The sequence below is a fragment of the Salinigranum sp. genome, assembly GCF_041641895.1.
Taxonomy (GTDB): domain Archaea; phylum Halobacteriota; class Halobacteria; order Halobacteriales; family Haloferacaceae; genus Salinigranum.
The window spans coordinates 1-17,493 of sequence record NZ_JBEPXO010000080.1 but is presented as its reverse complement, the minus strand read 5'-3'; the positions used below and the strand labels follow the sequence as shown (position 1 = coordinate 17,493).

Below are 17,493 nucleotides of genomic sequence, written 5' to 3'. Positions count from 1 at the left end.
GTCGGCGTCGGTGTCGACGGTGTGGCCCGGGAGGACGCCGGAGCGTTCGAGCGTGTAGTAGCCGACGGCGTGGAGGACGCCCGCGGCGACGAGACCGTTGAGCGACGCGATTCCCGGAATCAGTTGCGGTGCCGCGACACCGGGAATCACGGAGCCGGCCGTGAGGACGGCGACGACACAGCCGCCGACGTACGCCAGGACGGAGACCCACCGGACGCCCGTGAACGAGACGTCGTCCATCCGGGGGATGCGGTCGAGTCCCCACACGAGCAGGAAGTCCGCGATGACGACGCCGCCGAGCGGCGGGATGTACTGGCCGAGCGTCGCCAGCCAGGGGACGAGGAGGCTGTCGACGCCGACCAGGGCGAGGAGGATGCCGACGGCCCCGCCCGCGAGGACGAACGGGCGCTTGCGGTCGAAGTCGAACGCCTCGCTCCCGGCGACCCCGAACGCGTATGCGGCGTTGTCGTTCGTCGTCCAGATGTTGAACACGAGGGCGACGAGGCCGACGAACGCGAGTCCCTGCGCCGAGAGGACGGCGTAGAGGTCCCCCGCGGGGGTGACGTCGTACACCGCGCCGCCGACGGCGCCCGAGAGGAACAGGAAGCCGTTGCCGACGAGGAACGCGACGAGGCCGGCCCAGAAGGCGACGCGTTTGTTCGCGGCGAACCGCGCCCAGTTCGGCGCCTGCGTCCCGCCGCTGATGAAGGTGCCGACGACGATGGTGACGGCGGCCCCGAACGCCATGTCACCCCCGCCAGCCTGCGAGAACAGGCCGCCGACACCGCCCGTATCGACCACGGCGATGCCCATCGAGAGGATGCCGACGACGACGAGCGCCGGGACGGCCACGTACGAGAGGCGCTCCATCCCCTCGTACCCGAAGTACGCCGTCGCGAGGTGGAGGACGCCCCAGACGACGACGAGCGCGGAGACGAACGTCGGCGTGTTCACCCCGAAGAATGTCGCCGTCGGGACGGCAATGAGCGGGATGGTGACGCCGAACCAGCCGACCTGCGTGCCGCCGAGGAGGAGGTCAGCCCACTTCGCACCGGCGCGGCCGAACGTGTACCGCGACAGCAAGACGGTCGTCAGGCCGGCCTTCGCCGAGATCGCACAGAGCAGCGCGACGTAGACGCCGAGGATGGCGTACCCGACGGCCATCGCGGACAGCATCGGGACGAAGCCCATCGCCGCCCCCACTTCGGCGCCGGCCCAGAGCGTCCCCGCGAAGAAGACGAAGCCGAGGAGGACCGCGGAGATGCTCACCAGTCCCTTCCGCTCCGACTTCGGCACGTGGTCGACGGGCCAGTCGGGGTCCGGGAGTTCCTCGTCGCCGAAGACGACCGTTCGCCAGTCGAAGTCCGTGTCTTGTGTTGCCATGTGACGAACGTGTTCGACGATAGTACAAATAACTTGTCATAACATGCCCCGGTAGGTCACTGCAGTCCTTCGATTCCTTGAGTCCGTATCGAGTGTTTCGGCACCTGCCGACGGGGAAGAGTTAATGTCCCTCCTCCGACCTCTCGGCGTATGGACTACGTCGTCACCGACGCAACGACGCTCGACGGGGAGCGGGTCGACGTCGAGATTCGCGCGGGCCGTATCGACCGCGTCGTCCCGGCGGGCGAGGGTGACCCCACCGGGTTCGACGCCGACAGACGCCACGACGCCGCGGGCCGACTCGTCACCCCGCCGCTCGTCGAACCGCACCTCCACCTGGACGCGACGCTCACGGCAGGGGACCCGCGCTGGAACGAGACGGGGACGCTCGCCGAGGGGATTCGTATCTGGGCCGAACGCAAGCAGTCGCTGGAGAAGGCCGAGGTCAAAGCGCGGGCGACGCAGGCCCTCGAGTGGATGGCGGCGAACGGCATCACACGGGTTCGGACGCACGCCGACACGACCGAGGAGACGCTGACCGGCGTCGAGGCGCTCCTCGAACTCCGCGAGGAGGTGTCGGACCTCGTCGACCTCCAGGTGGCCGCGTTCCCGCAGGACGGCGTCTTCACCCGACCGGACCACGAGGACCTCCTGCGCGAGGCGATGGAGATGGGCTGTGACCTGGTGGGTGGTATCCCGCACAACGAACACACCCGCGAGGACGGCGTCGCCTCGGTGGAGACGGCGATGGACCTCGCGGAACGGTACGACGCCCCGGTCGACCTCCACATCGACGAGACGGACGACCCGGGGTCGCGGTTCACCGAGGTGCTGGCGAGCGAGGCACTGAAGCGGGGGATGGGCGACCGGACGACGGCGAGTCACACGACGGCGATGCACTCGTACTCGAACGCGTACGCGGACAAACTCGTCTCGCTACTGGCGGAGAGCGGCGTGAGCGTCGTCACGAACCCGCCGGACAACAGCGTCCTGCAGGGCCGGTACGACGACTACCCCCGACGCCGCGGACACACCCGCATCGACCAGTTGCACGACGCGGGCGTGACCGTCGCGCTCGGCCACGACTCCGTGATGGACCCGTGGTACCACTACGGCGTCGGCGACCAGCTCGACGCCGCGTTCGTCCTCCTGCACTACGCGCACATGAGCGGCCGCGGCGACGTCGAGACGCTCTGGCAGATGCTCACGACGGCGAACGCGGCAGTGTTCGGGGCCACGGAGTACGGACTCGCCGAGGGGAACGAGGGGTCGCTCGTCGTCTACGACAGTCCGGACCCGTTCAACGCGCTGCGGACTCGAGCCGCACGGACAGTCGTGGTGAAGGAGGGCCGCGTCGTCGCGGAGACCGAACCGCGGGAGACGGTCGTCCGGCGGTCGGACGGCGAGCGGCAGGTCGACTTCCACCGCTGACCGAAGCGCGGAGACGGACCGACGGTGCGGTTACGCCTCTTTGAACGCGACGCACCGGCAGACCGAGGACTCGCCGCCACGGAACCGCCACGGGAACGTGCCGATCTGAACGCGCTCGTTCAGGAGTTCTTCGGGCACCTGGGCGTTCTCGACGTGGACGATGCCGTGGGGGAACAGCTCCGTGTGCATGAGCTGGTACCCCTCGGGCGGGAATATCTCGTCGAGGTCGTCGACACCGAGGTGGTCGCGCGCCTCCGCGGCCAGTTCGGGCCGGACGTCTCGGACGACCGTGTTCATCGGGTGGTCGGCGCTCCCGCAGTCGAGGATGAGGTAGTTGATGTCCATCTCGCGGCACCACTCGGCGAACTCCATGTTCGGACCGGGGTGCTTGCAGAAGAAGGCGTGGGGGTCGGCCTCCTCTCTGTGCCAGGCGTACTTCTGGAAGCCGGTGTGGACGAAGAGGATATCTCCCTCACGGACGTCACAGACGTCCTCGATCATCTCGGAGGTGTAGACGTCGTACTCGCCGACCTTGTCGGAGATGTCGGCGACGACGGCGTCGCCCACGAGTTCGTCGAGCGGCATCTGCTCGATGTCCCGGCCGTGGGCGATGAAGTGCTTCTCGCCGTCGAGGTGCGTCCCCGTGTGGTTCATGAACTCGATCTTCTGGCCGTTGACCTTCTCGGTGTCGAGGGACTTCTCGTACCAGATCTTCGGGTTGTCGTACGTCGGCCACGCGGGGGTGTCTTGACACCACGGCTGCGTGAGGTCGTACATCTCGTATCCGTCGAGCATACAGACTCACGTCCCGCAGCAGCGTGATAAGTGTTGTTCCACGCGCGCCCGGCGGCGCGTCGGAGGGCTACTGCCGCCACTCGCGAGAGTGTTCATCAGTGCGGAACAGGAGGTGTGGGGAAGCGACCCGCGTTTCGGCGTTTATTTCGACCCGAGTCGAAGAGAATCGTCCGACAGACGGCGGCTCTGACGTGCGTTTCACGCGCGGAGTTCCCGGGGAACCAGTCGGGAGACGATTCGCGGGACGTCTGTTCAGTAGCAATGAACAGTTGTCGAGTGTGTACAAGTGACGACCGGTGGCTGCGGCCGAGCTGTTCAGTAGTAGAGAACAAATGTTTTATATATTGGCACACATGTGGTACCAGTACTCATGGACGAAGCCGACGACGCTGGCGGGCTCATCCGGGCCGTGGACACGACGCTCCGCATCGTCGAGACGCTGAACGACCTGGGAACCGCAGGCGTGACCGAACTCGCTCGTGGACTCGACGAACCGAAGAGCACGGTGTACAACCACCTCGACACGCTCCGACGACGCGGGTACGTCGTCAAGGAGGACGACGAGTACCGCCTCGCCTGTCGGTTCCTCGAACTGGGGTCGATGACCCGTGAGCGGTATCTCGTCTACCGCATCGCCCGGGACGAGGTGACCGCTCTCGCGGAGGAGACGGGCGAACTCGCGGGACTCGTCGTCGAAGAGCACGGATACGGCGTCTTCCTCCACCGGGCGAAGGGGAACCAAGCGGTCCACGTCGACACCCACGTCGGCAAGCGCATCCACCTCCACGGGGCCGCCCTCGGGAAGGCGATGCTCGCGTTCTCGTCGGCCGAACGCGTCCGCGAGGTCATCGACCGGCGGGGTCTGCCGGCCCTGACCGATCACACCATCACCGACGCGGACGCCCTGTTCGACGAACTCGAGCGAATCAGCGACGAGGGCGTCGCGTTCGACGACGAGGAGCGCATCAGCGGCCTCCGGAGCGTCGCCGTTCCGCTCCGCACCGACGACGGGGAGGTCCTCGGAGCCATCAGCGTCGCCGGCCCCACGAGTCGACTGCGGGGCGAGCGGTTCCGGTCCGAACTCCCCGACCGACTCCGGAGCGCCGCGAACGTCATCGAACTCAACATCACCTACCTCTGACCGCCCCGCTCGCCGCACGTCTGTTACACACCTACCAGTGTAAGTCTGGCACTCGCGGACGGTCGCCCCACCACCGTCGCTCGACACGGCTACGACCTGCCCGAATATTACTCGTTGTACAGTACAGCCTTTTGACAGCCCAGTTTTCTTTTCATCAGTGTGAAAATAACTCCCGAAGCGGTCATAATTGGTTGTATGTATCTCTCGTCAGCCTGTTCTACCGAGAGTTGATCATCTGAGAGACAGTCGGCTCGGACGGTAGTTCAATCGAATATCGATGACGAGCCGACCGGACGGGGAGAGGTCAGTCGGCGTCGACCACGGTCGGGCCGTCGCGGTTCAGTTTCTTCCGACGGCTCTCGTTGAGGGCGTCGCAGACGCCGCCCTGACCGGTCATGTTGGTCTGGGCGAGTCGGCCGCGGCGGTGGACGAGTTCGAACGACTCGGGGTCGATGGCGTCACCCTCGGGCGTCCGGAACAGGGGGTCGTCGTCGCCGTCGACGAGACCGACCGTCCGTGCCTTACACAGGTAGCGGTCGAGCGGCCGGGCGTCGACGGTGACCGCGAACGCGTCCGCCGCGAGGTAGACCGAGGCACGGGCGCCCTCCCGTCGCGGGTCGTCGTCGATGTCGAGGTCGGCCGGCGTCAACTCGCAGATTTGCTCGGGCGAGACGCCGGCGTCGAGGAGCGCCCCGACAGCCTCGTACTGCCGGGAGAGGCGGGCTTTGTCGTCGAGCGTGGCGCGGACCGAGGCGACCTCACCGTCGGCGTCGGGGAACGACGCCTCGAACGACTTGCGCGCGTTGACGCCGTCGTTGATTTCGACCTCGTGCATGTGGTCGCGGAGGTACACCTCCGCGCGGTCGACGTCCGGGAGCGACTCGAGTTCGTCGCGCGCGTCGGTCGCCATCATCCAGGCGAACGCGGGCGAACACCACGCCGTCGGGAGCGTGAAGTGGACGGTCACCGACGTCTCGCCGATGTCGATACGGTCGATGTAGTCCAGGTCGACGATGGACTCGTCCAGCTCGGGGTCCGTCACGCGGTCGAGGCGTGCGCGGACGTCGGCGGGCGTCGGAGACATCAGTCGTCCGCCGAAGCCGGCGCCCCGTACGACTCGCCGAGGCCGAACTCCTGGCTGATGCCGTCGTTCTGGAACTGCTTCTTCCGCTCCTCGATGTCGATGTCGTACAGCTCGGCGACGTTCTCGCCCATCACCTTCTTCTTCGTCTCGAGGTCGAACTCGACGCCGTACTCTTCGACTGTCTCCTCGGAGAACTCCATGTCCATGATGGTCTCGATGATCCAGTCGGGGTCCCAGATACCGTAGTCGGAGCCGAACGTGATGCGGTCCTCGCCGAGCCAGAACAGCAGTTCGGCCATGATCTCCTCGAACTTCCGCGGACGAGCGAGCGCCATCGGGGCGGCGACTGCGATACCGCCATAGACGTTGGGCTCCTGCGTCGCGATCCAGCAGAAGTCGTCGAGGCGGGGGAGGCCGACGTGCTCGACGATGAAGTTTAGTTCGGGGAACGACGACGCCGCGTCGTCGACGTCGCCCACGTCGAACGCGTCCTTGTTCAGCGGCCGGATGGTCGGCCCCTTGTGCGGGTGGATGTTCTTCACGCCGAGTTCGGCGCACTTCTCGAGGAACTCGTACGACTCGTCGCTGTCGAGGCGCCACCCCTTCGAGTCACCCTTCCACTCCGCCGTGTACACCTTCGCCCCCATGATGTCGTACTCCTCCTTCTGGCGTTCGAGTTCCTTCAGGCCGGCCTCGCCGTCGCGGGGGTCCCACCGGCCGTTGAGCACGAACCGCTCGGGGTAGTCCTGGAAGAGCGTCTGTCCGAGGTCGTCGACGGTGTTGAACCCCTCCTTGTAGAACTCGTGGAGATGCGTCGGCTGGTACACCGCCATGTCGACGTAGTTGGTGAAGAGGTCCTCCTTGACGTCTTCGGGGGTGAACTTCCGGTAGTCGTCGATGTCCCGGACACGCTCGTCGGGCGTGAAGCCCGTGTGATAGTCGTAGAAACACTGGATGAACTGTTCGCCACCCTCGTGTTTGATGTTCTCCTCCGTCGCGTCCCACATGTGGGTGTGTCCGTCGATGACGAACACGTCCTCACCCTGATGCTGGTACATACAGGTTTGCCTGAGGACACGCAGCATAAATAATTAACATAATAATTCACACGGGCGCCCCGGGAATAGATGAATACCGGATAGTTACTCGGAGCCGAGTGGCACTGAAGACGGTAGATACCGGTGCACACACTTCTCCGCAAGACGAGCGTTTTTGCTCTAGGAATAATCACGATTAATCGCTATGCAAGCTGCGCGTCTGCACGAGTACACGGACGACATGGGCGAGGCACTCTCCATCGACGAGGTCGACCGTCCGACCGTCGACACGTCCGACGGCGTCGTCGTCGAAGTCGAGGGAGCGGGGTGGTGCCAGACGGACAACCACATCATCGAGGGGATGTGGACGGAGTACGTCCCGCAGGAACTCCCACTCACACTCGGCCACGAGAACGCCGGCATCGTGAGCGAGGTGGGCGAGGAGGTGACGGCAGTCGACGTCGGCGACCCCGTCATCTGTCACCCGGTACAGACCTGCGGGACCTGTCGGTCCTGCCGCCTCGGGGAGGACATGTACTGCGAGAACTCGAAGTTCAACGGACTCACCCACGACGGTGGGTTCGCCGAGTTCCTCCACACCTCCGAGCGGGCGGTCATCCCGCTGCCAGAGGGCGTAGACCCGACGGACATCGCTCCGCACGCCGACGCGGGTATCACGGCCTACCACGCCGCGAAGAAGGCCGTCGACGAACTCAACCCGGGCGACACGGCGGTCGTCATCGGCGTCGGCGGCCTCGGCCACATCGGCCTGCAGTGTCTCCGAGCGATGTCCGCCGCCGACATCGTCGCCGTCGACCTCAAGCAGTCGGCGCGTGACCTCGCGTCCGAACTGGGAGCGGACGACACTGTCGACCCGGAGACCGAAGAGGTCGCCGACGCGGTCGAGTCGTTCTCCGGCGGGGTCGGCGCACAGCAGGTGCTCGACTTCGTCGGCCGCGACGAGACGACGCAACTCGCGCCCGACATCACCGCCGCCGGCGGCGACCACCACATCATCGGCTACGGCGGACACATCCACGAACCCGCACAGGCGCTCGTCAACGGCGAGTTCGCCTTCCGCGGGACGCTCGTCGGCCGCTACACCGAACTGCAGGAACTCGTCGCGCTCGTCGACCGCGGCGCCGTCGAACTGCACACCGAGCGCTACGAACTGGGTGACGTCAACACCGTCGCCGAACGGCTCGAACACGGCGAAATCGACGGCCGAGCCGTCATCACGCCACCCTGAGTCGAGACGGGACGGACCGGGGCACGAACCCACACACAACGTCTTTTTTCCGCCGGCCGCTAACGTAGGGTATGGTGCTGAAAGAGTCCGAAGGCGACATCGAACCCGGCGACGAAGCGCCCGACTTCTCCCTCGAGGGGACCGACGGCGAGTCGTACTCGCTCGACTCGTTCGCGGAGTACGACGCGCTGCTCGTCGTCTTCACGTGTAACCACTGCCCCTACGCGCGGGCGAAGTTCGACGAACTGAACCACCTCGCCGAGGCGTACGACGACCTCGCGGTGGTCGGCATCAACCCGAACGACGAGGAGGAGTACCCCGAGGACTCCTTCGAGAAGATGCGCGAGTACGTCGACGACGGCCGCGTACAGTACACGGCGTACCTCCGCGACGACTCTCAGGAGGTGGCCGAAGCGTACGGCGCGACGTGTACCCCCGACCCGTTCCTGTTCGCCAACGAGGACGGCACGTTCGTCCTGACGTACCACGGCCGCATCGACGACGCGATGAACCCCGACGAGGAACCGGACGAGTACGTCATGCGCGAGGCCGTCGAGAGCGTCCTCGCAGGCGAGGACGTCGACGTCGACGTGGTCCCCTCCCGCGGGTGCAGCATCAAGTGGCGGTGAACGCCGAGGCCGTCAGCTTCTCGTTCCGCGCCTCCCTGCCTCGACTGTGTACCGCAACGGCCACTACGGCGTCGCGCTGCTCGCGTTCGCACCGGTCGGCGTCTCCCTCGTGACGGCTGGCTTCACCGAATTCGCCTTCGTCGTGGGCGCGGGGGCGCTCTGGCTGGCGATGCTCCCCGACGTCGACCACCGACTCCCGGGCGTCTCACACCGCGGCATCACCCACACGGTGTGGTTCGCCCTGCTGGTCGGGGCGGCGCTGGGCGCCGTGGGGTTCGCCGTCGGCCGGGTCGGGTTCGGCGCGCCGTACGGCCCCGAGACGCTGGCGCTGGTCGGTGCCGCGACTGGGCTGTTGAGCGTCGGCGCACACCTCGCTGCCGACGCGCTGACGCCGATGGGAATCAGACCCCTCTGGCCGCTCTCCGGGCGGAACGTCACGCTCTCGGTCGTCACCGCCGACAGCCAGGTCGGGAACTACGGGCTCCTCTCGCTCGGCGTCTTCGTGACCGCGGCGTGGGTGGCCGTGCTGGTCGTGGGGTGAGTGGACGGGCGTGTGTCGGGGTCGGGTACGTCCAGGTAGCGCGCGCCCGCCGGCGGGGGTTCGGTCACCGACAGCCGCCGGCGGTCGTCGGCCGTCGACGCGGCACGGGTCGGGCGCATCCGAGTGGGACACGGCCACGGTGTGGGGCCTCACTCCTCCCCAGCCAAGTGGTTCGCGCACGGAGGCGCGAACCGTCACCCTCGCACGCTGTGCGCTGGCGGACGGGACCGCCCGCAGCGCGCGCCGGGAGACGTACACTCCGTGTGACGTCGAGTCGAGAGCCCGAGGGCCGCTCGACGGCCCGGCTCTCCGGTCGTCGACGTGTCGACGCGAGACGCGGCGCATGCCGTCCGAAGCGGTCCCCGTGACGACAGCGGAACGCCCTCCACCGCCGCCGCTGGACCTTTCACCCCTCCCGCCGAACGCCGGCTATGGCCGACTCCGACCCGACCCCCGAACTCGACGACGACGCGATGCGACGCTTCCCCGTCCCGGACTTCGCGGACCTCCCCGAGGACCTCCAGGAACGGATCACCGAGGAGACGGAGCGGGCGGGCTTCACCCCCAACGTCTTCTCGGCGTTCGGCTACAAACCCTCGCACTTCCGCGCCTTCTTCGCGTACCACGACGCGCTCGTGGACGACTCCGCGCTGGACAGAGAGGAGGTGGAGATGATCGTCGTCGCCGTCTCCGGCGTCAACCACTGCTACTACTGCAACGTCGCCCACGGCGCTCTGGTCAGAATCTACGCGCGGGACCCGGCCCTCGCCGACCAGCTCGTGGCGAACTACCGGACCGCGGACGTCTCCGAGAAACGGATGGCGATGCTCGACGTCGCCGTGAAACTCACCGAGTCACCGACGGAAGTGACCGAAGAGGACATCGCGCTGCTGGAAGCGGCCGGCTACTCCGAGGAGGCCATCTGGGACATCGCCGCCGTCACCGCCTTCTTCAACCTGTCCAACCGTATGGCGATGTTCGCGGACATGCGGCCGAACGACGAGTTCCACACGCTGGGGCGCGAGAAGCGGGAGTGAAGGTACCCGTCACGCCCGTACCGTCTTCGAGAGTCTGACCAGCAGATAGACCGGGAAGATTACGTACGCCGGCAGCGGCACCGCGAGGACGTAGACGGCCCACCGTGACCGGCCCCAGCGGACGCCGCTGTCTCTGAGGCTGGTAACGTCTTTCCAGAACAGGTAGACCATCGGGAGGGAGACGAGAACGATGACGAGTGGGACCGCGACGAGCCCCGAACCAGCAGTAAAGATTGTGATCGAGGTGGTCCCGACGAAGGCGAGGAAGGCTATCACACCCATCACCAGCACGTACTTCAGGGTAGGCCCGGTGACCCGCTTCGTACACCGACTGTCGAACCGTGTGAGGTAAGCGTTCGTGTTGGAGAATCAGGGCTGATATCTGCAGTGTGGGTGGCGAGACGGTCGTGGCGACCAGTCGCTACAGCTCTCCCGCCCGTGCCCGTTCCCGCACCGTCTCCGCTCGCTCCCGAATCGCCTCCCACTCTTCATCGCTCTTGTTGTCGACGTGCGAGTACATCAGCCCCATCCGACCCGTTCCTCTCAGTCGCTCCTCGTTCTCCTTCAGGAAGTCCCAGTACAGCGCGTTGAACGGACAGGCGCCCTCGCCAGTCGTCCGCGACACCGTGTACTCACAGCCCGCACAGAAGTCGCTCATCTCGTTGATGTAGTTCCCCGACGAGGCGTACGGCTTCGACGACAGCACGTCCGTCGCGAACGATCCCATGCCGACGACGTTCGGCGTCGTCACCCAGTGGTACGCGTCGACGAAGCCGAGGTGGAACCAGCGGTTGAGCGCCTGGGGGGCGGCGCCGTAGACGAGCGCGAAGTTCGAGAGCACCATCAGCCGTTCGATGTGGTGGGCGTACCCCCGGTCGTGGACGTGCGACACCGCCTCCGAGAGACAGGTCATGTCGGTCTCACCGTCCCAGTACAGCGGCGGGAGCTCCCGTTCTTGTTCCAACTGGTTCGCTTCCCCCATCGCCGGCATCGCGCGGCGGTAGACGTGGCGCATGAACTCCCGCCAGCCGACGACCTGTCGGACGAACCCCTCGACCGAGTTGAGCGGTGCCTCCTCCCGGTGGTACGCTTCGACGGCGGAATCGACCACCTCCTGCGGGTGGAGGAGGCCGAGGTTCAGCGACGAGGAGAGCAGCGAGTGCGACAGCGCCCACTCGCCCTCGACCAGCGCGTCCTGGTAGTCACCGAACTCGGGGAGTCGCGCCGAGACGAAGTGGTCGAGCGCCGACAGCGCCTCGGACCGGGTGACGGGCCACACCACCGCCTCCAGTGAGGGGTTCCCCCAGTGGTCCGCGTATCGCTCCGTGACGAACTCGTGGACCTCCCGCGTGAGCGCGTCGGGGTCGAACGTCGGTGTCGGTGGTGGCGACCACCCATCGGGGGGCGTCTCTCGGTTCTGGTCGTCGTAGTTCCACGCGCCCCCCTCGGGCTCGTCGCCGTTCATCAGGATGTCGAACTCGCGGCGGACGAACCGGTACCACTGCTCCTGTCGAAACCCCTCGTCGACCGAGCGGTCGCCGGCCCACTCGTCGAACAGGTCGGGGGTGGTGAGGAAGCGGTCGTTCTCGACGACGGTGAGGGTGCCGCCGCGTTCCTCGACCAGTTCGGTGAAGCGCGCCGCCGCGCCGTGGCTCGGCGGGTCCATCAGGACGAGCGCGTCGTCGGGGGCGGCCTCGAAGTACTCCGAGAGCCCCTCGCCGAACGTCTCGGTCTCGACGTACGTCACCTCGTAGCCCCGGCCACGGAGTTCGTCGCGGCAGTGGCGCATCGCCGAGAAGAGGAGCGTGAGCTTCGCCGGGTGGTACGGGAGTCGCTCGGCGAAGCCGTGCGCCTCGATCATGAGGACGTGGTCCGCGGTTGCGAGCGGGGCCGCGTCCGGCGAGAGCTGGTCGCCGAGGAGCCAGACGGTCATCGCCCACCCCCCGACGCTGGCGTGGTCGGTCGCATGGCCGCGCTAGGGACCAGCCGGAGTAATCCGTTGTGGCCGGCGGCGGCGTGACGGCTGTCGTCACCATGATATACGAGGAGCGAGACGGTAGTATCGAAAACAGATGGCAGGCACCGACAGCGACGGGCGCCCGATCGTCCTGGTCGCCGACGACGAGGCCGAACTCGCCGAGCTGTACGCCCACTGGCTGGCGGACGAGTACGACGTCCGCGTCGCCACTGGCGGCGAGGAAGCGCTCGAACTGGCGACCGAAGCGGTCGACGTGGCCCTGCTCGACCGACGGATGCCGATGATGACCGGCGACGAGGTCCTCGCGGCGCTCCGCGAACGGGGAATCGACTGTCGCGTGGCGATGATTACGGCGGTCGAACCCGACGTCGACATCGTCGATATGCCGTTCGACGACTACCTCGTCAAGCCCGTCACCCGCGAGGAACTCCGCTCGGTGGTGGCCGTCCTCCTCTCGCGTGCGGAGTTCGACACCCGTACGCAGGAGTTCTTCGCGCTCGCCTCGAAGAAGGCCACCCTCGAGAGTGCGCAGAAAGACGACACGAGCGAGGAGTACGAGCGACTCACTGCACGGATGGACCAGCTCCGCACCGAACTCGACGAGACGCTCACCGAGTACTCGAGCGACGACTTCGCGGCGGCCTTCCGAGAGTTGCCCGACGAGGACGCGCTGGAACCGGGCGAGTCGACCGAGTGAGTCGCTCGAGAGTCACCCCGTCGGCGTAGCACGGGACAGTACGGGACCCTCCCTCGGACCCGACGACGGACGACCACGCGCCCGCCCACCACTGCCATCGGCGTCGGCTTCGGGTTCTTCGGCGACGGCGACGCCGTCGTGAGAGCCGTCGTCACCCTCGTCGGCCTCGCGGGAGTGGCGTCGGTGACTCCCGGGCGCTAGGAACCGAACTGCTGCTTCTCGCTCTGTCGCAGTTCGATGCGCCGAATCTTCCCCGAGGAGGTCTTCGGGAGGTCGTCGACGAACTCGATTCGTCGTGGGTACTTGTACGGCGCCGTCTCCTCTTTCATGAACTCCTGTATCTCCGTCGCCAACTCGTCAGAGCCCTCGTGCCCCTCGGCGAGCACGACGTACGCCTTGACGACGTTCCCGCGGTCGTCGTGCGGCGACGCAACCGCGGCCGCCTCGGTGACCGCGGGGTGCGAGACGAGCGCGTCCTCGACCTCGAACGGCCCGATGCGGTAGCCCGCGGAGATGATGATGTCGTCGGCGCGCCCCTCGAAGAAGAGGTAGCCGTCCTCGTCTCGCGAGGCCAGGTCGCCGGTCCGGTAGTAGTCGCCCGAGAACGTCTCCGCGTCGAGGTCGGGCTTCTGGTAGTAGCCGTCGAAGATACCTGGGCAGTCGACGGGGACGGCCACCTCGCCGATTTCGCCGTCCTCGACCGGTTCCTCCTCCAGCGTGTCGATGATGGTCGTCCCCATACCGGGGGCGGGCTTGCCCATCGACCCCTCCTTGACGTCGATGCCGGGGTAGTTCGTCACCAGCGCCACCGTCTCGGTCTGCCCGTAGCCGTCGCGTGGGGTCACGCCCGCGCCCTCCTGGAACGCCTCGATGGGCTCGCGGTTGAGCGGTTCGCCCGCCGAGAGCGCGTCGGTGAGCGAGAGGTCCCACTCTCCCAGTTCCTCCTGTGCGAACAGGCGGTACTGCGTCGGGACCGCGCACAGCTTCGTGACGCCCTCCTCGGCCATGATGTCGAGGAACGTCTCGGGGTCGAACTCGCCGTCGTAGATGAGCTGGGTCGCCCCCGTCGTGAGGCCGACGCCGACGGGGCTCCAGAACCACTTTGCCCACCCCGTCCCCGTCGTCGCCCACATCAACTCGTCGGAGAGGTCCTCGTCGGCCGTGAGCCCCCACCAGTAGGGCCCGTTGACGAGCTCGAAACAGCGCATCCAGCGGTGTTTGTGGAGGACCGGCTTCGGCTGTCCCGTCGTCCCCGAGGTGTAGTTGATGGACATCGGGTCCGCCGCGCCGACGTCGGGGCCGTCGTGGTCGGTCGGCTGGTCCGCCGTGAGCGACTCGAACGAGTCCCAGCCGTCGGGGTCGCCGTCGAGGGCGACGAGGTTCGAGAGCGGCGTCTCGTCGAGCACCGGTTCGACCATGTCGGTGAGCGACGCGTGGGCGACGACGGTCGACGCCTCACAGTCCGACGCCCGGAAGGAGATGTCCTTCGGCTTCAGCATCGACGAACACGGGACAAGGAGGGCACCCCGTTTCAGCGCACCGAGTTGGATGGCGAACGCGTCGGGGTGGCGGGGGAAGAGGTGCATCACCCGGTCGCCCTTCCCGACGCCGAGGTCGGCGAGCGCGTTCGCGAAGCGGTTCATGCCCGCGCGGAGGTCCGCGTACGTCCGCTCGACCCGTGTGCCCTCCTCGCTCAGAAAGCGGACCGCGACCCGGTCGCCGAACGCGTCGGCGTGTGACTCGATTACGCCGGGGAGCGTGTACCCCTCGGGGATGTCCCACTCGAACGACTCGCAGGCGGCGTCGTAGTCCAGTGCCATAGCACACACATCGAAAACCCGACGAATAATGATTTGGGTCGCGGGCCGCGTCGTTGCGACCCTCGAATCGCCTGGCCGTCGCGGTGAGCGTCCGCTCAGACGTCGAAGCTGGCGAGCGTCCGGACCATCTCCGTCTGCTCGTCGACGGCGTCGACGATTTCCGTGGTCGACGCGGAGACTTCCTGGGCGTTCGCGCTCGACTCCTGTGTCATCGCGGCGATTTCCTCAGCGCTCGCCGCCTGTTCGTTCGTGGCGTCGGATATCTCCTCGACGCCGTCGGTCGACTCCTCGACGGCGTCGATGATGCTGTCGAACCGGTCGACCGCCTCCGTGATCTGTGCCATCCCGTTCTCGATCTGGAGGTCGCTCTCTTCGAGGTTGTCGACGGCCTTCGCGACGTCCGTCTGAACCTCCTGAACCGTCTCGCTGATGCCGCCCGCCTGCTGGCGTGACTCCCCGGCGAGTGCCTTGATTTCGTCGGCGACGACCCCGAATCCGGCGCCGGCCTCGCCCGCACGGGCGGCCTCGATGGACGCGTTGAGCGCGAGCAGGTTCGTCTGGTTCGAAATCTGGTCGAGGATGTCGACGATGTCGACGACGTCCTGGACGCGCTGCTGGACGTTCCGGAAATCGTCGGCGACGGCCTCGGCGGCGTCCTGTATCGAGTGCATGGCCTCACGCGCGTCCTTCGCGGTCGCCCGACCGGCGCGGGCCTCCTCTCGCGTCTCGCGACTGGCGTCGGCGACCTGGTCGACGGCCGCGGCCACCTCCTCCGCGGCGGCGGTCAGCGTCTCGACCTCGTCGCTGACGACCGACAGCGAGTCGGCCTGGTCCTCGTTGGCGGCGCTGATCTCGTGGACGCTCTCTGCGACCTGCTCGGACGCCATAAGGAGTTCGGCGAGGGCGCTCTCGTACTCGTCGAGGTCGTCGTCGGTGTCGAAGTCGAGTTCTGCCTCCAGGTCGTCGATCTGGTCGGTCAGGTCCGCAGAACCCGAGTCGGAGTATGCCATAGTTCGCACACGGCCGTCGACGAATAAAACCTGCTGCGCGAATTATCATTTGGTGTAATCCACCCGTATCAATACTGTACGTCACTCGTACGCTAATCGTATTTTTTCGGTAGTTTACCGGTACGTATTCAGGATGCGAGAGACGCGTGTCGGTCCGACGAAGGCGCCGGAGCGAGCGACGCGACCGGTCGAGTCACACGGCCGCCGACTCGTCCTCGGTGCCGCCGAAGACGAAGCCGCCCGACTCGTCGCTCCGCGCACCACGCACCGCGAGGACGAACGCCCCGAGTCCCACGAGCAGGACGAGGAACTCGACGACGCCTCCGACGAACGGCACGAGACCGACGAGGGTCACGACGGCGAGACCGACGCCGAGCGCGAGCCAGCGACCCTCCCGGTCGAGCAGCGAGAGGAGCCACGTCCCGGCGACGAGGCTCCCGTAGACGAACCCGACCCACAGGAGGAGCGCGAACGCGAGGGCACCCGCGAGCGACAGCGGGATGCCGACGACGGTCAGCGCGACGAGCACCAGCGCGACGGGCACGCCGACGAGCGTGAGCAGGCCGACGCCGCCGCTCCGGAGCGCCTGTCTGGCTCCCACTCCCCGCACGGCGTCCGTGAAGCGTGGCACGGCGAGGAGCAGCGCCGCGCCGAGGACGAGGTTCGCCAGCAGGCCGTAGACGGCGCCGACGCCACGCGGAATCGCGGGCGGCGCGATGGCGGGGTCGCCGGTGACGATGCCGTCCTGTGCCCGGACCGTGCCGGCGACGCTGGCGTCGGGCGACGCGGTGAACGTCCGGGCGTCGTACAGGAGGTCACCGCCGACGACGGCCGCGGGGCCGACGGTCACCGTCTCGCCCGCGAGGCGGGCGTCACCCGCCACCTGCCCGTCCATTCGGATGCTCCCGGCCGCCGCTTCGAGCGTGCCGCCGATGCGGGCGCCGTCGCGGACGAGGACGGACCCGCCCGACACCTGCACGTCGCCGGCGACGGTCCCGTCGACGAGGACCGACCCGCCGATTGCGGCCAGGTCGCCCTCGACGACGCCCGTCGAGGCGACGACGACGGACCCGCCGGTCGCCGCGACGTCGCCGGCCACCGTCCCGGCGACGACCACTGTTCCACCGACGGCACTGAGGTCGCCGGTGACTGTCTCACCGACGGCAACCTCGACGAGGCCGCCGACCTGTTCGGTCCCACCCGCCTGCGCCGCCGTGACGCCGGGGACGACCCCGACGACGACGACGAACGCGAGGAGGACCGCGAGTACGTTCTTGAACATGGTAACCACTGACGGAGACGCTGCTCACGTCGCCTAGTGGTAGGCGACGTGACACGATAAACCGTACTCGTTGGTCCCGCGAGACGGGAATCGACCCTCGCTGGGTCTGCCGTCGGCGGGCGGTGTCCCGCACGGACGCGTCCGCGGCGCGTCTGCCCCGGCGCACCGCCGTGGCCCACTCACTTTTGTCCCTCCACCGAGAGGGAGGTGCCATGGAGTACACCACCCTCGGTGACACCGGTATGGGGGTCTCCCGCATCTGTCTCGGCTGTATGAGCTTCGGCACCTCGGAGTGGCGCGACTGGGTGCTCGACGAGGAGGCGGGACTCGAACTGGTCGAGCGGGCCATCGACCTGGGCATCAACTTCTTCGACACCGC

The 17,493-nt window shown here is 67.3% G+C and carries 17 protein-coding genes; 8 read left to right on the top strand and 9 right to left on the bottom strand.

Going from position 1 to position 17,493, the window contains the following annotated elements:
- Positions 1–1,383 (bottom strand): cytosine permease (codB, locus tag ACESK5_RS15385; protein WP_372912464.1); only part of this gene is annotated, 1,383 nt, incomplete at its 3' end.
- Positions 1,384–1,533: 150 nt separating this feature from the next.
- On the opposite strand from codB, the gene ACESK5_RS15380 reads away from it, so the two are divergent.
- Positions 1,534–2,814: a cytosine deaminase gene (locus ACESK5_RS15380; protein ID WP_372912463.1), complete on the top strand. Its 1,281-nt coding sequence runs from the start codon at positions 1,534–1,536 to the stop codon at positions 2,812–2,814.
- 30 nt (positions 2,815–2,844) lie between these two features.
- Here ACESK5_RS15380 and ACESK5_RS15375 read toward each other — a convergent pair whose 3' ends face one another.
- Entirely contained in the window at positions 2,845–3,609 is a 765-nt protein-coding gene (locus ACESK5_RS15375) for a cyclase family protein (RefSeq protein ID WP_372912462.1), read from the bottom strand.
- Between the two features lie 370 nt (positions 3,610–3,979).
- Here ACESK5_RS15375 and ACESK5_RS15370 point away from each other — a divergent pair, with 370 nt between their 5' ends.
- Positions 3,980–4,750 carry an IclR family transcriptional regulator gene (locus tag ACESK5_RS15370; RefSeq protein WP_372912461.1) on the top strand — a complete coding sequence of 257 codons (771 nt, stop codon included), beginning with the start codon at positions 3,980–3,982 and terminating at the stop codon, positions 4,748–4,750.
- Between the two features lie 304 nt (positions 4,751–5,054).
- Here ACESK5_RS15370 and ACESK5_RS15365 read toward each other — a convergent pair whose 3' ends face one another.
- Positions 5,055–5,834, bottom strand: a complete 780-nt coding sequence (locus ACESK5_RS15365; protein WP_372912460.1) for an iron-sulfur cluster assembly protein — start codon at positions 5,832–5,834, stop codon at positions 5,055–5,057.
- On the bottom strand, positions 5,834–6,892 hold the full coding sequence (locus ACESK5_RS15360; RefSeq protein WP_372912459.1) for an amidohydrolase family protein: 1,059 nt from the start codon (positions 6,890–6,892) through the stop codon (positions 5,834–5,836). The genes ACESK5_RS15365 and ACESK5_RS15360 overlap by 1 nt, the downstream gene beginning before the upstream one ends.
- Positions 6,893–7,076: 184 nt before the next feature.
- Here ACESK5_RS15360 and ACESK5_RS15355 point away from each other — a divergent pair, with 184 nt between their 5' ends.
- The 4 genes from ACESK5_RS15355 (at position 7,077) to ACESK5_RS15340 (ending at position 10,327) form a co-directional block, all read left to right on the top strand.
- Positions 7,077–8,120 (top strand): NAD(P)-dependent alcohol dehydrogenase, encoded by a 1,044-nt coding sequence (locus ACESK5_RS15355; protein ID WP_372912458.1) that lies wholly within the window; start codon positions 7,077–7,079, stop codon positions 8,118–8,120.
- A 71-nt stretch (positions 8,121–8,191) separates the two neighbouring features.
- The gene (locus ACESK5_RS15350; RefSeq protein ID WP_372912457.1) at positions 8,192–8,749 is read left to right on the top strand and encodes a thioredoxin family protein; all 558 of its coding nucleotides are present in this window, start codon (positions 8,192–8,194) and stop codon (positions 8,747–8,749) included.
- 46 nt (positions 8,750–8,795) lie between these two features.
- A complete protein-coding gene (locus ACESK5_RS15345) occupies positions 8,796–9,290 on the top strand; it encodes a metal-dependent hydrolase (RefSeq protein WP_372912456.1) in 495 nt (164 codons plus the stop codon).
- A gap of 431 nt (positions 9,291–9,721) precedes the next feature.
- Entirely contained in the window at positions 9,722–10,327 is a 606-nt protein-coding gene (locus ACESK5_RS15340; protein WP_372912455.1) for a peroxidase-related enzyme, read from the top strand.
- Positions 10,328–10,336: 9 nt separating this feature from the next.
- Here the strand turns inward: ACESK5_RS15340 and ACESK5_RS15335 are convergent, their stop codons facing one another.
- The gene (locus tag ACESK5_RS15335) at positions 10,337–10,603 is read right to left on the bottom strand and encodes a hypothetical protein (protein ID WP_372912454.1); all 267 of its coding nucleotides are present in this window, start codon (positions 10,601–10,603) and stop codon (positions 10,337–10,339) included.
- Positions 10,604–10,748: 145 nt separating this feature from the next.
- Positions 10,749–12,260, bottom strand: coding sequence for a cryptochrome/photolyase family protein (locus tag ACESK5_RS15330; protein WP_372912453.1), 1,512 nt, complete (start codon positions 12,258–12,260; stop codon positions 10,749–10,751).
- 139 nt (positions 12,261–12,399) lie between these two features.
- Between ACESK5_RS15330 and ACESK5_RS15325 the strand changes: the two genes are divergently transcribed.
- Positions 12,400–13,002, top strand: a complete 603-nt coding sequence (locus tag ACESK5_RS15325; RefSeq protein ID WP_372912452.1) for a response regulator transcription factor — start codon at positions 12,400–12,402, stop codon at positions 13,000–13,002.
- Positions 13,003–13,199: 197 nt separating this feature from the next.
- On the opposite strand, the gene ACESK5_RS15320 is transcribed toward ACESK5_RS15325, so the two are convergent.
- The 3 genes from ACESK5_RS15320 to ACESK5_RS15310 all read right to left on the bottom strand — a co-directional run bounded on the left by ACESK5_RS15320 (position 13,200) and on the right by ACESK5_RS15310 (position 17,114).
- Positions 13,200–14,822 carry an acyl-CoA synthetase gene (locus ACESK5_RS15320; RefSeq protein ID WP_372912451.1) on the bottom strand — a complete coding sequence of 541 codons (1,623 nt, stop codon included), beginning with the start codon at positions 14,820–14,822 and terminating at the stop codon, positions 13,200–13,202.
- 95 nt (positions 14,823–14,917) lie between these two features.
- On the bottom strand, positions 14,918–15,832 hold the full coding sequence (locus ACESK5_RS15315) for a methyl-accepting chemotaxis protein (RefSeq protein WP_372912450.1): 915 nt from the start codon (positions 15,830–15,832) through the stop codon (positions 14,918–14,920).
- 193 nt (positions 15,833–16,025) lie between these two features.
- The gene (locus ACESK5_RS15310; protein ID WP_372912449.1) at positions 16,026–17,114 is read right to left on the bottom strand and encodes a polymer-forming cytoskeletal protein; all 1,089 of its coding nucleotides are present in this window, start codon (positions 17,112–17,114) and stop codon (positions 16,026–16,028) included.
- 212 nt (positions 17,115–17,326) lie between these two features.
- On the opposite strand from ACESK5_RS15310, the gene ACESK5_RS15305 reads away from it, so the two are divergent.
- On the top strand, positions 17,327–17,493 hold a 167-nt coding region (locus ACESK5_RS15305), incomplete at its 3' end, for an aldo/keto reductase (protein ID WP_372912465.1).